A 13177-nucleotide genomic window follows, 5' to 3' on the forward strand; every position below is an offset into this window, starting at 1 on the left:
TGGGAGAGCAGGAAGTGCCTACCGGCCCCGGCAAACGCCGCATCGGCGTCATGGGCGGGACGTTTGACCCGCCCCACCGCTGTGCCGTACGGACTACCGACCCACCACCCGCCGCAGCGACCGTGCCCGCCGGACCGCCCGCCGCACCGCCGCACTGCGCGGCAGGAACGAGAACTGCGCCGGCACCCCGCCCGGCAGCCCCAGCGAGGTCAGCCGCCGCCGCTTGAAGTACCGCCAGGTCACCGGAGTGAGCCGGGTCGAGAGATACCGCTCGGCCGCCGCCCGCAGCCCCGGGTGGAGCCTCGGCTGCATCGCGAACCCCACCGCCGCCACCAGCGCGGAGACCTCCCGCTCGGCGTCGTCGGCGGGCCGCTGCTCCGCCACCGCGACCCGGTCGCCCAGCTCCGGCAGCAGCGCGTCCACCAGGGTGACCGGCATCCGGTTGCTGTTCTCGTACGGGGACAGCCGGTCGAGCAGCAGCTCCGTACCGACCCGGGCGACCGGCAGCCCGTAGAACGCCGAAGCGGTGAGCAGCGCCGTGGAGAAGCAGCCGACCACAAGGGCCGGGCGCATCCGCTCGTAGAGCACCTCGGCGAGCACCGGGGCCCGCAGGATCCCGGTGTCCAGCACGGTCAGCTCCGCGCCGAGCCGCTTGGCCTCCGCCTCCATCGACCGCGACCACTGGGCCGGGGCCGTCGGATGCGGCTTGAACACCAGCCGGGTGTGGCCGAGGGCGAACGCCCCCCGCATCATCCGCAGGTGCAGCTCCTCCTCCTGCGCGGCGGTGATCAGCCCCAGCGCGGACAGGTACTGCCCGAGCAGCAGGGCCGGGGCCTCGACGGACGGCAGTTCGGCGGGGGCGGCGGCCAGCTCGCCGAGCACCTTCAGGAAGCCCTCGGTCTCCACGACCAGCGGCTCCACGCCGAACTCGGTCAGCAGCAACGGCTTCAGACCCGGCACCAGATCGAGGTGCAGCAGCCGCCGCACCCGCGTCCCGGTCAGCGGGTCGAGCTTGTTGCGGGTGGGTCCGTAGCTCATCAGCCCGTCGGCGTACACATCGATCGGGGCGCCGGTGAAGATCTCGGTGATCGCCATCGCCGGGTTGACCTGGATCGACTCGACGGCCAGCTCGACATCGTCGTCGCCCAGCTCCCAGGCCAGCCGCAGATGGCGCTCCCACAGGGGTACGTCGTCGGTCCGCGGGGACCAGCGGCTCGGGTGGAAGGGGGCGATGGTTTCGTTCCAGGAGATCACGTCGTCGAACCGGCCGCGCAGCCGCTCGAAGCCGGGCATCGCGTCGAGCGCCGGGGTCGTCTCCGGGATGGCGGCGTTGTTGCAGACCACCAGGACGCGGCGGTCGGCCGGGCCGAAGCAGCCGGTGTCCAGGGCGGCGGCGAGGGTGGCGGCGCCGTAGAGGGTGGAGGCGGCGAAGAGCTGGGTGGTGCGACGGGGGCGGGAGGATGCGGTGCTCATGCGGACGTCACCTCCTTGATGTCCTTGGCTGCGGTGGGCCGTCGTCGCAACCGGCGCAGCAGCGTGGCCCGTTGGACGTCCATGGAGTCGAGCGCGTCGTCCAGTACGGCCTGCGGCATCCGGCCGAGCGCCTGCGAACTCTGCGACTTCAGCGCGCGGGCCACCGCCGGTTCGAACCTCTCGATGGAGTTCATGTGATGGAAGATGATGGCGCAGTACGTGCGGACCGCCTTGGGCAGCAGCGCCTCGGCCTCCGGGTCCTCGGCGGTCTCCCGGAGGACCTGGTCGAACGAGCGGATGAAGTCGAGCTGCCGGGCGTCCCCGATCTGCGTCAGCGAGGAGGCCACGCCCCGCCGGTAGAAGACGCCCAGCAGGCCGAGCACGGCGAAGGACTCCGCGCGGCGGTGCAGCCGCCAGATCCACGGCCGGTCCTCGGCCGTGCGCAGCCCGTCGGTGAAGTGCAGCAGCCCGTCGTCCAGCAGCCTGCGGTGGTAGAGACCGGCCCAGGCGTACGGGTAGTCCACCGAGGTGGTCCGGTCGGCGGGCAGGATCGCCGTACGCGGGTCGGTCACGGTGTCGCGCCTGCCGTGCGGGACGCGGTGCACCGTACGGTGGGTGCGCTCGACCTGGACATGGTCGGTACGGACGAAGTCGCAGCCCAGGGCCTCGGTCCGGGCGAGCAGCTCGGTGAAGTAGCCGGGGGCGACCCAGTCGTCGCCGTCCAGGAAGGCGATGTACTGCCCGCGTGCCGCGTCCAGCCCGGTGTTGCGGGCCGTGGCCAGCCCCCCGTTCTGTTCGGGTCTGTGCACGACCGCACCCGGGATGTCGTCCTGGGCGCGGAGCAGGATGTCCGCCGTCCCGTCGGTCGAGCAGTCGTCGATCAGAAGGAACTCGAAGTCCTCGCGGATATTGGCCCGAAGACTCCTGAGGGTGTCTGGCGCATATGTCTGCACGTTGAAGAACGGCACGATGACGGAGAGCTTAACCACGTGCATGACGTTAGGGCGGGCCGCGGCACAGGCCTTGTCCCGGGCGAGGACGTCGGGTGAACGGCGACCGTCGATGCGGTGAACCGCTGCGACGGCCGCCGTGCCGCTCAGTTGTCGTTCAGCGTGCGGGCGAGGAGGGGCAGCAGCCTGTCCCAGTGGTGCCGCAGCGCCGCCGGGTCGAAGGCGGCGGTGTCGGACATCGTGAAGCCGTGGACGGTGCCGGGGTAGATCTCGGAGGTGTACGGGACCCCCGCCCCGTCCAGCGTCCGGTTGAGCTCGCCCAGCGCCTCGGGCGTGATGTCGGTCCCGGCGTGGCCGAAGTGGACCTCGGCGGTGAGGCGGCCCAGGCTGCCGGGCCCGTCGGCGCCCACGGGCGCGTGGAACGCGGCGAGGGCGGCCACCCGGCCGGGGTGGGCCGTGGCGGTGCGGACCGCCAGGAGGCCGCCGATGCAGTAGCCGGTCACCGCGACCGGCCCGGCGGTGACCTCGGGCCGGGCGGTGAGGAACGCGAGGTAGGCCTCGGCGTCGCGCCGGGCCCGTTCGGCGGTGTGCGCCTCGATCAGGGGCATCAGCCGGGCGAGGACGGCGGGCCGCTCCTCCTCCCCGATGAACGCGGGAAGTTCGATCACCGGTGCGGGGCCGTGTCGGTGGAAGACGTTGGGCACGAGGACGTAATAACCGTGTCCGGCCAGTTCGCGGGCCATTTCCCGCAGTACGGGGCGGATGCCGAAGCCGTCCGCGTACATCAGCACCCCCGGGTGCCGTTCGCCGTCGTCGGGAAAGGCGGCGAAAGCGTCGGCCGGGCCGTCCGGGGTGGGAATGTGCAGCATTTCGGTGGGCATGCGTTTCTTCCTGCTCCTGTCGTGTTCGACATGTTCGACGTGTCGGTCTGTGGTCGGCACGACAGGAGGAGGAGCTCGCGCGGCGGTGTCGGACACCTGCCCCAACAGCGTTCTGGAGCAGGACCGTTCGGTGCTCAGAGGGGCACCGGGTCGCCGATCCGTGTGTGGCGCGAGGCCGTCCCGGTGGTCATCTCCTCAACGTAGCTCACGGACAGGGTCCGGTGCCCGGTCTTTTCCGGCGGAACGGGCCCGTGCCCCCTGGTGAACGAGGAATGGATTGAAGGTGAATTACCCGCCACCCGGCGTCTTTTGGCGCTTCCGGAGGTCGATTCCCCAAGAGGCGGCTCGCTGTTAACCATCTGTTGCCGTCGCGTTGGGCCGCGCATCGAAATGCCTTCCTAACTTCTAGGACGTGCCCCCACGTACCAGCAACGCGGCCGATCCGGCCCGAACCCCCGCCGAGCCCCGCCCGGCGCTGCGGGTCGCCGTCCTCGCCGACTCCGACACCCGGTGGAAATGGGGCGCGCTCACCGCGCGCCGCCTGACCGCCGGGGCTGCCGGGGCGGACGAGCGGGGCGCGCGCCCCGTCGAGGTGAGCGGGCTGCTGCTGCGCGGCCGGGCCACCCCGACGCCCCGGCAGCTCGCGGAGGTCGGCGAGGTCGGGATCGACGCGGAGAAGGTCCGCGAGGTCACCGCGGTCGAGTTCCTGCACACCGTGCGCGACGAGGGTTACGACCTCGTCGTCCTCGCCCTCGTCGGCGGCGGCGTCCAGGCCATGCTGCACGGACTGGCCGCACTGGAGCTGGAGCACCGGCCCGTCGTCGTCACCGGATACGTGGGTGTGGTCTACGAGAAGCTGGCCGACGGGCTCCTGCTCCGGCACGGCGCGGACGTCGTCCTCGCCAACTCGGCCCACGACGCGGAGCGTTTCCGCGCGGTGTACGAGGGAGTGGGCGCCGACGCCTCCGCCGTCACCGAGGCCGCGCTGCCGTTCCTGGGCGGAGCCCCGTACCGCAGTGAAGAGGGCCGCGACACCGTGGTGTTCGCCGCCCAGCCCTCCGTACCGGCCTCCCGCGCCGACCGTACGTACCTGCTCCGCAGGCTCGTCGAACACGCCCGGCTGCACCCCCGCCGCGAGGTGCTGCTCAAGCTGCGCTCCAAGCCCGGCGAGCACACCACGCACATCGAGGAACTGCCCTACCAGAAGCTCGCGCAGAAGGTGCCCGGCGGCCTGCCGCCCAACTTCCGCCTGGTGTACGGGCACATGGGCGAGGTCCTGGACCGCGCCGACCTCCTGGTCACCGTCTCCTCCACCGCCGCGCTGGAGTCCCTGCACCGCCGCATCCCGACCGCGATCCTCACCGACCTCGGCGTACGGGAGACGCTCGGCAACCACCACTTCGTCGGCTCCGGCCTCCTGACCTCCTGGGACCGGCTCGACGGCGGGTTCCGCCCGCGCCCCGACGGGCCGTGGCTGGCCGGGCAGGGCGTCGCCGCCGACGGCTCGTACGGCACCGCCTACGACACGGCCCGCGCCAAAGTGGCCGAGTTGCTGGCGGACGACCGGCTCCCGCCCCTGGCGCCGTACTACACACCCGCCACCGCCCCCGGCTACCTCCCCGGCATCCTCGCCCGCCACCACCTGGCCCCCGACGGCACACCCCTGCCGGGCGCCGCCGCGCCGCGGGAGACCGGCCGGGTGCGGGGCGCGGTGCGGGAGACCGTCCGCAACGCGGCGCGCGGGGCCTACCGGCACGGCGTGCAGCGCGTCGCCCCGGTGATCCGCCGGATGGGGGAGCTGTGACCGCGCCCGGGACCGCCCGTGACACCGCGTCCCCCGGACGGGCCGGGACCGCACCGGCCCGGGGAGCCGCCCCCGGAGGAGCCGGGACGACCGCGCCGACCCGGGGAGCCGCCCCTGGAGGAGCCGAGACGACCGCGCCGACCGGGGCAGCCGCCCCCGTACCCGAGAAGCGACCCACCGGGCGAACCGTGACCACCCCATCAGGAGCCGCCATGCCCCCGACCGTGCTCGCCGTGATCCCCGCCCGCGGCGGATCCAAGGGCGTCCCCGCCAAGAACCTTGCCGAGGTGGGCGGTATCCCGCTGGTGGCCCGTGCGGTGCGCGCCGCGCTCGGCGCCCCCGAGGTCACCGATGTCGTCGTCACCACCGACGACGGGACCATCGCGGAGGCCGCCCGCACCGCCGCCGCCCACCTCGGCGCCGCCCACCGGCTGCACTGCGTGGAGCGCCCCGCCGCCATCGCGGGCGACACCGCGACCAGCGAGGCGGCCGTGCTGCACGCCCTGGACGTCTACGAGGCCGAGCGCGCCCGGAGCGTCGACGTGGTCCTCCTCGTCCAGTGCACGAGCCCCTTCGTCTCCCGCGAGGACATCGACGGGGTGGCCCGCGCGGTGGCCCAGGAGGGTGCCGACACGGCCGTCACCGTCGCCCCGTTCCACGGGTTCGTCTGGCGCGACGGGCACGCGGTGGAGGAGGGAACGTACGGCGTCAACCACGACAAGTCCGTACGCCCCCGTCGGCAGGACCGCCCCCAGGACTACCTGGAGACGGGCGCCGCGTACGCGATGGACGCGGCGGGCTTCCGTACCCACCGCCACCGCTTCTTCGGCCACACCGCGCTCGTGTCCACCGACCCGGCCCGGGTGCTGGAGATCGACGACCCGCACGACCTGGCCCGCGCCCGTGCGCTCGCCCCACTCCTGGACCCCTCGCCGCTGCCCTCCCTCGGGGACGTGGACGCGGTCGTCCTGGACTTCGACGGCACCCAGACCGACGACCGGGTCATGGTCGACTCCGACGGCCGCGAGACCGTCTCCGTCCACCGGGGCGACGGGCTCGGCATCGCCGCCCTGCGCAAGGCCGGGGTGCCCCTGCTGATCCTCTCCACCGAACAGAACCCGGTCGTCGCCGCCCGCGCCCGCAAGCTCCAGGTGCCCGTCCTGCACGGCATCGACCGCAAGGACGAGGCGCTCAAGCAGTGGTGCGACGAGCAGGACATCGCCCCCGACCGCGTCCTCTACGTCGGCAACGACGTCAACGACCTGGGCTGCTTCGCCCTCGCGGGCTGGCCCGTGGCGGTCGCCAGCGCCCATGACTCGGTACGCGCCGCCGCGCGCGCCGTCACGACCACCCCCGGCGGCTACGGCGCCATCCGCGAGATCGCGGCCTGGCTGCTGGGCCCCACCCTCACCGCTGACCTCTCAGCCCCCACTGTCCCCACCAAGTAAGGAAGCACCACCATGAGCACCTCCCGCCTGCGCACCTTCGGCACCCGTACCGCCGGACCCGGCAACCCCGTCTACATCACGGGCGAGATCGGCATCAACCACAACGGCGACCTCGGCAACGCCCTCGCCCTGATCGACGCGGCCGCCGAAGCAGGCTGCGACGCGGTCAAGTTCCAGAAGCGCACTCCGGAGATCTGCACCCCGCGCGACCAGTGGGACATCGAGCGCGACACCCCCTGGGGCCGGATGACGTACATCGACTACCGCCACCGCGTGGAGTTCGGCGAGGAGGAGTACCGCGCCATCTCCGAGCACTGCGCCGAGCGCGGCATCGACTGGTTCGCCTCCCCGTGGGACACCGAGGCCGTCGCCTTCCTGGAGAAGTTCGACGTCCCCGCCCACAAGGTGGCCTCCGCCTCCCTCACCGACGACGAGCTCCTGCGCGCCCTGCGCGCCACGGGCCGCACGGTCATCCTCTCCACGGGCATGTCCACCCCGAAGCAGATCCGCCACGCGGTCGAGGTCCTGGGGTCGGACAACATCCTGCTCTGCCACGCCACTTCGACGTACCCGGCCAAGGCCGAGGAGCTGAACCTGCGGGTCATCAACACCCTCCAGCAGGAGTACCCCAACGTTCCGATCGGCTACAGCGGCCACGAGACCGGCCTCCAGACCACGCTGGCCGCCGTCGCTCTCGGCGCCACCTTCGTCGAGCGCCACATCACCCTGGACCGCGCCATGTGGGGCTCCGACCAGGCCGCCTCCGTCGAGCCGCAGGGCCTGACCCGCCTGGTCCGCGACATCCGCACCATCGAGGCGTCCCTCGGTGACGGCGTCAAGAAGGTGTACGAGTCCGAGCTCGGCCCGATGAAGAAGCTCCGCCGGGTCGCGGGCGTCGTCGCCGAGGCCGAGAACACCCCGGCCCCCGAGCCGGTCGCGGTCTGAGCGCCGACCGGTGAACCTCGCCTTCGTCGAGAGCCCGGTCCAGCTCCTGAACGTCCTGGAGTGGGTTCACACTGAGGGGGGAGACGATCCGGCCGCCACCACGGTCGTCGTCCTCCCCCCGGTCGACCCGATGTCGCGCGGCCAGCTGCGCCGGATGGCGGAGCTGGCCCGCGACGAGGGCATCACCGTCCGCTGGCAGGAGGCGCGCGGGGAGTCCGGCGCGCCTCTCAAGGCCCTGCGCGCCCTGGCCGGACTGGTCAGGCGCGCGGACCACATAGTGATCGGCGACCCGTTCTCCCGCTATGTGCAGCTCCTGCTGACCCTGGTCCGCGCCGAGCGCCTGACGGTGGTCGACGACGGCACGGCGACCATGGAGTTCGTCGCCCAGCTGACCCGGGGCGAGCGGCTGACCCGCTGGCACCGCAAGGGCCGGGGCGGCCCGCGCGAACTGCTCCTCGCCCCGGTCACGGCCACCGCCCGGCGCCGCTTCACCCCGACGGAGCGGCACGCGGTGGAGGTCTTCACCGCGATGCCGGTCGAGCCCCCGCCGGGCATCACCGTCACCGCCAACACCTTCACCTGGACCCGCGCCCGCTTCGGCCCGCCGAGCGTCGGCAAGGGCGCGGACCTGGTGGGTACGTCCCTGGTGGAGACGGGGGTGGTCGACCCGGTCCCGTACCAGGAAGCGGTCGCGTCCCTGGCCCGCACCCACGGCGCCACCCGCTACTTCGCCCACCGCCGCGAGTCCGCCGAGAAGCTCCACGCCCTGGAAGCCGCCACGGGCCTGGAGATCGTCCGCCCGGACCTCCCCCTGGAACTCATCGCCCGCCGCGGCCCCATCGGCCACACGGTGGTGAGCTTCCCTTCGACGGTGGTCCACACCCTCCCGCTGGCCCTGGCCGGCACGGGCGTGAACGTCGCGGTCTGCGACATCGCCCCGGAGTGGCTGCGCACGACGGCCTCCCCGCGCGCACAGGGCTTCCTGAGCGGGGTCACGGAGACGGCACGGGGGGTGCAGCGGCTGACGTCGACAGCGCAGGCGTAAGACGTGGACGGCTTACGTTCCGGCACACGCGTAAGACGTACGAGGGAACGCGCACGCCTAAAGAAGCGCCCAGGAAACGCGCACGCCCAAAAGAAGCGCACGCGCAAGCGGCACGGCCTCACGCCCGCAGCCGCGGCTCCAGCATCCGGTCCACCAGGTTCCGTGTCGCCCGCTGCACCAGCGGGTTCAGGTGCCCGGGTTCGTTCAGTGCGAGCGGCCAGTGGAACGTGCCCGCGACGAAGACGAGCGTTCCCTCGCCGTTCTCGCACAGGCTCGCGTTGTGCTCACGGCGGCCCCGGCCCCAGCTGTCGGTGTACGGGGAAGCCGCCAGCAGCGTCTGCCTGCTGTCCGCCGGGCGGGGCATCGAGGGGTCGAAGCCGTCGGCCTCCACCCCCACCAGGTCCGGGATGGTGTCGCCGTCCCGCAGCCCCGTGCCCTTCCAGAACCAGTGGCCGCTCTCCTGGACCACGAGCGGTACGGGCTCCTTGAGGATGCCGTTGTACTGCACGCCCAGCAGCCCCTGTTCGGCCTTCCGCCGTTTCTTGGCCAGCTTGCGCCAGCGCACGGTGGGGCCCGCCGCACCCGGTTCGGGGTCCGGGGTCTCCTTGTAACAGGTCACCACCCGGCCGTCGCGGCCGTCGGCGGAGGGCTCCAGCCGGATGTGGAAGTAGATGTTGTTCGAGGCGAGGAAGGCGAGATGGGTCCCGGCCGCCACCGCGTCCTCGGCACAGTCGCGCATCTCCTTGGACCAGTACTCGTCGTGCCCGGAGAAGATGACCGCCGTGTAGGCGTCGGGGTCGATCCGGCCCTCGTGCAGGTCCACGCTGCTCGCGTACGTGATGTCGAATCCGGCCTCTTCCGCCCACCGTGCCGTGGCGGTGTCCATCTCGAACCACCGGGGCGCCCCCGTGCCCACGTACGGCCGGTCGAACGAGACCCGCAGGGCCCGCTCGGCGTTTCCGCCGATCTCGCCCTCGGGGGTGTAGCCCTTGTAGAGGTTCTTGCCGTTGCGCCCGTCGAAGGGCCAGAGGTTGTACGCCGCGTACGTGGTGAAGGGCAGGACCATCAGCAGGTCGGACCGGCGCTCGGTGTCGCGGACCACGAAGGGCGTGATGCTGCGGAAGCCGTCGGCCGAGGTGAAGACGGCCAGGTGGATCCCCGAGACCCAGTCGTCGGGTATGTCCAGGGACCAGGTGACGGGCCAGTCGCAGGCTATGAGCCCGGTCTCCGGGTCGGGGACCGGCCGCTCCCGGGGCTCCACCCGGACCGGGTCGCCGGTCAGCAGGTGCCGGGCGCCCTCGCCGCCGTAGTACCCCACGCGGTGGACCGCCACGGTGCAGTTCTGGGCGCGGTCGGCCGATATGTGAAAGCCGATCGTCTCGCCGCGGCTCACCGAGGTGGCGGAGGCGTACCCCTGTATCTGGATCCGCTTGTCGTCGGCGGCCCGGGTGCCGTCCTGGCCGATCTGCCAGGACTTCGACCCGGCGGACCGGTTCTCCCGGGAGACGGGGTTGTTCCCGGTGCTCGCGGCGGGGCGTCTCGGTACGGACTCGGCCTCGGCCTCGCCGCGCAACTGGTACCCGGCCACCGCGATGGCTCCGACCCCGATGGTCCCGAGGGCGACACGACGGGACACTTTCGACACAGCACACTCCGGGGCCCGGACGCCGGGCCTCTTGCCGCACGCGTCGCTACGTAGGCGACGGGTGAAGCACGGAGGGGCCTGTGCGATACCTGTCGTCGATCGATCATCGTACGAGTGGGAACAGCGTCAGATACAGGTGCGGCGGCTGTGTACCGGGACACACCGCGGTACGGACGGGGCGCGTGCTGCGGTACGGACGGGACACACTGCGGCGGCCCGACCGCAGAGGAGCCTCGAAGAAGCCGCAAGGTATACCCACTGTCACGGCCCGTCACACGCTCCCACCCCGCCTTTTGTTCGCCTGCACGGCTGAAATTTCCTAGATCCATGGCCAGTTGGGGGGTGAAGGGGCCTACCCTTCACAAGGTGAACCAGTTGAAGTCCCGCGCCTCCCGCCCCGAAGACCTGGTCGACCAGCCGGGGGGAGGTGGGCTGCCCGGCAGGCTCGGTGACGAGCTGCGGGCCGAGCTGATCGCCTTCCGCCGGGATCTGCACATGCACCCAGAGCTCGGCAACCAGGAGTTCCGTACCACCGCTGCCATCAAGGACCGGCTGGAGAAGGCCGGACTCCGGCCCCGGGTGCTCGACGTGGGGACCGGGCTCGTCTGTGATGTGGGGGAGTGGGACGGCGTGACGCCCATGCTGGCGTTGCGGGCCGACATCGACGCCCTGCCGATCCCCGACACCAAGGCGGACGTCCCCTACCGGTCCACCGTGCCCGACCGGGCCCACGCCTGCGGCCACGACGTGCACACCACCACCGTGCTCGGCGCCGGTCTCGTGCTCGCCGCGCTCGACCGGAAGGGGCTGCTCCCCAACGCCGTACGCCTGGTCTTCCAGCCGGCCGAGGAGGTCCTGCCCGGCGGTGCGGTCGACGCGATCGAGTCCGGGGTGCTGGAGGGCGTCGGCCGGATCATCGCCGTGCACTGCGACCCCAAGGTGGACGCCGGGAGGATCGGGCTGCGCATCGGCCCCATCACCTCCGCCTGCGACCGGCTGGAGATCTCCCTCGACGGCCCCGGCGGCCACACCGCCCGCCCGCACCTGACCACCGACCTGGTCACCGCCGCCGCCCGGGTCGCCGTGGACGTGCCCGCGCTGCTCGCCCGCCGCGTGGACGCCCGCTCGGGGCTCGTCCTGACCTGGGGGAGGCTCCAGACCGGCCACGCCCCCAACGTCGTCCCGCAGCACGCCGAGCTCTCCGGTACGGTCCGCTGCCTGGACCTGGCGGCCTGGCGCGACGCGCCCGACCTGGTGCACGCCGCCATCGACGAGGTGGCCGGAATGCACCGGGCCAAGACCGTCATCAACTACGTACGGGGCGTCCCGCCCGTGGTGAACGACGCCGAGTCCATCGGCCTGCTCGACGCGGCCATGACCGAGCGCCGCGGATCGTATGCGATCGAGGACACCGAGCAGAGCCTGGGCGGCGAGGACTTCTCCTGGTACCTGGAGCGGGTCCCGGGCGCCATGGCGCGCCTGGGCGTCCGGCCGCCCGGCGACACGCGCGGTCTGGACCTTCACCGTGGCAACTTCGACGTGGACGAGGAAGCCATCACCGTCGGAGTCGAGCTGTTCACGGCCGCCGCCCTGCTGGCCGGACGCTCTTAGAGCAGCCTTAACGAACTGTTCGCAGTACATCTGTCGACCGACGCGACACCTTCTGTTCGCGACGATCCGATAACGGCTTACGTACGTGCTCTTATCTGACATCTACGCGCGTTACGATCGCCGCGAAACCAGCGCCGGAAGAGGCGCTTCGGTCAGGTTTGAAGGAGCCTTCCCTTGCGCCGGATCACCAGGATTGCCACCGTGGGTGTCGCGTCAGCGGCCCTCGCGCTCAGCGCCACCGCGTGTGGCGGAAAAACGTCGTCGGGTTCGAGCTCCGACACCGACAAGGCCGCCATCGCGTACGACATCGGCGGCCGCGGCGACCAGTCGTTCAACGACGCGGCCTACGCCGGTCTCTCCAAGGCCCAGAAGGACCTGGACATCGACGGCAGCGAGGCCGAGCCCTCCGACGGTGAGGGCGACGCCGACAAGGTGCAGCGCCTCACCGAGCTGGCCCGCGCCGGCAACAACCCGGTGATCGGTGTCGGTTTCGCCTACGCGCCCGCCATCAAGAAGGTCGCCCCGAAGTTCCCGAAGACCACCTTCGGGATCATCGACGACGCCTCGGTGACCGGCGACAACATCGCCAACATCGTCTTCAACGAGGAGCAGGGCTCCTACCTCGCCGGCGTCGCCGCCGCCAAGGTCACGAAGACGAAGGTCGTCGGCTTCATCGGCGGCGTCGAGACCCCGCTGATCAAGAAGTTCGAGGCCGGGTACGTCCAGGGCGTCAAGGACACCGACCCGTCGGTGAACGTGCTCCCGCAGTACCTGACGCAGCCGCCGGACTTCGGTGGCTTCTCCAAGCCCGACCTCGGCAAGGCCGCCGCCCAGGGTCAGCTCGACAAGAAGGCCGACGTGATCTACTCGGCCGCCGGTCTGGCCGGCTCCGGTGCCATCGAGGCCGCCTCCAAGGCGGGCAAGTGGAACATCGGCGTGGACTCCGACCAGTACAACCAGGCGGGCCTCGCCAACTACAAGGAGTCCATCCTGACCTCGGTCACGAAGGACATCGAGGACGCGGTCTTCAACCTGATCAAGTCGGTCCAGGACGGCAAGCCGCAGTCCGGTGAGGTCCGCTACGGCCTGGACAAGGACGGCGTCGCGCTGTCGCAGTCCAACCCGGCCTTCGTCAAGATGAAGGACGTCATCGCTGCGGTCGACAAGGCCAAGCAGGACATCATCGACGGCAAGATCACCGTCAAGACCGCCCCGTAACAGGTCGGTCCTCCAGGCCGGTCCTCCGGCCGGTGGTCTCCCCGGCCCTGTCCGCCCCCCCCCCCCCCCCCCGCCCGGGCGGCGCCCAACCCCGCCGGGACCCCCACCCCCCCCAGCCCACCCCCCCACCCCCAAGAAAAACCACCAACCCACCCAC

The 13177-nt window shown here is 71.8% G+C and carries 10 protein-coding genes and 1 pseudogene; 7 read left to right on the forward strand and 4 right to left on the reverse strand.

Annotated features, from left to right (window positions below; translation table 11 throughout):
* A pseudogene (locus ACFW9Z_RS03085) lies at nucleotides 1–77 on the forward strand (nicotinic acid mononucleotide adenylyltransferase); the annotation flags it as partial.
* Nucleotides 78–93: 16 nt separating this feature from the next.
* On the opposite strand, the gene ACFW9Z_RS03090 reads toward ACFW9Z_RS03085, so the two are convergent.
* From ACFW9Z_RS03090 to ACFW9Z_RS03100, 3 genes are all read right to left on the reverse strand, one after another.
* Complete coding sequence (locus tag ACFW9Z_RS03090) at nucleotides 94–1473, reverse strand: polysialyltransferase family glycosyltransferase (protein ID WP_384633486.1); 1380 nt, start codon at nucleotides 1471–1473, stop codon at nucleotides 94–96.
* Nucleotides 1470–2462: a glycosyltransferase family 2 protein gene (locus tag ACFW9Z_RS03095; RefSeq protein WP_384633489.1), complete on the reverse strand. Its 993-nt coding sequence runs from the start codon at nucleotides 2460–2462 to the stop codon at nucleotides 1470–1472. The genes ACFW9Z_RS03090 and ACFW9Z_RS03095 overlap by 4 nt, the downstream gene beginning before the upstream one ends.
* Before the next feature lie 107 nt (nucleotides 2463–2569).
* Nucleotides 2570–3304, reverse strand: coding sequence for a dienelactone hydrolase family protein (locus ACFW9Z_RS03100; RefSeq protein ID WP_384633492.1), 735 nt, complete (start codon nucleotides 3302–3304; stop codon nucleotides 2570–2572).
* Nucleotides 3305–3716: 412 nt separating this feature from the next.
* On the opposite strand from ACFW9Z_RS03100, the gene ACFW9Z_RS03105 reads away from it, so the two are divergent.
* The 4 genes from ACFW9Z_RS03105 (at nucleotide 3717) to ACFW9Z_RS03120 (ending at nucleotide 8546) form a co-directional block, all read left to right on the forward strand.
* On the forward strand, nucleotides 3717–5108 hold the full coding sequence (locus tag ACFW9Z_RS03105; RefSeq protein ID WP_384633495.1) for a DUF6716 putative glycosyltransferase: 1392 nt from the start codon (nucleotides 3717–3719) through the stop codon (nucleotides 5106–5108).
* A 212-nt stretch (nucleotides 5109–5320) separates the two neighbouring features.
* Nucleotides 5321–6556 carry a cytidylyltransferase domain-containing protein gene (locus ACFW9Z_RS03110; protein ID WP_384633498.1) on the forward strand — a complete coding sequence of 412 codons (1236 nt, stop codon included), beginning with the start codon at nucleotides 5321–5323 and terminating at the stop codon, nucleotides 6554–6556.
* 12 nt (nucleotides 6557–6568) lie between these two features.
* A complete protein-coding gene (locus ACFW9Z_RS03115) occupies nucleotides 6569–7501 on the forward strand; it encodes an N-acetylneuraminate synthase family protein (protein WP_384633501.1) in 933 nt (310 codons plus the stop codon).
* Between the two features lie 10 nt (nucleotides 7502–7511).
* Nucleotides 7512–8546, forward strand: a complete 1035-nt coding sequence (locus ACFW9Z_RS03120; RefSeq protein WP_384633504.1) for a hypothetical protein — start codon at nucleotides 7512–7514, stop codon at nucleotides 8544–8546.
* Between the two features lie 118 nt (nucleotides 8547–8664).
* Here ACFW9Z_RS03120 and ACFW9Z_RS03125 read toward each other — a convergent pair whose 3' ends face one another.
* A complete protein-coding gene (locus ACFW9Z_RS03125) occupies nucleotides 8665–10191 on the reverse strand; it encodes a N,N-dimethylformamidase beta subunit family domain-containing protein (RefSeq protein ID WP_384633507.1) in 1527 nt (508 codons plus the stop codon).
* Between the two features lie 375 nt (nucleotides 10192–10566).
* On the opposite strand from ACFW9Z_RS03125, the gene ACFW9Z_RS03130 reads away from it, so the two are divergent.
* Nucleotides 10567–11802, forward strand: coding sequence for an amidohydrolase (locus tag ACFW9Z_RS03130; RefSeq protein ID WP_384634580.1), 1236 nt, complete (start codon nucleotides 10567–10569; stop codon nucleotides 11800–11802).
* Between the two features lie 174 nt (nucleotides 11803–11976).
* Nucleotides 11977–13020 carry a BMP family protein gene (locus tag ACFW9Z_RS03135; protein ID WP_384633510.1) on the forward strand — a complete coding sequence of 348 codons (1044 nt, stop codon included), beginning with the start codon at nucleotides 11977–11979 and terminating at the stop codon, nucleotides 13018–13020.
* Nucleotides 13021–13177 lie beyond the last annotated feature (157 nt).

Origin of the sequence: Streptomyces sp. NPDC059452, from assembly GCF_042750035.1 — a bacterium.
Taxonomy (GTDB): domain Bacteria; phylum Actinomycetota; class Actinomycetes; order Streptomycetales; family Streptomycetaceae; genus Streptomyces.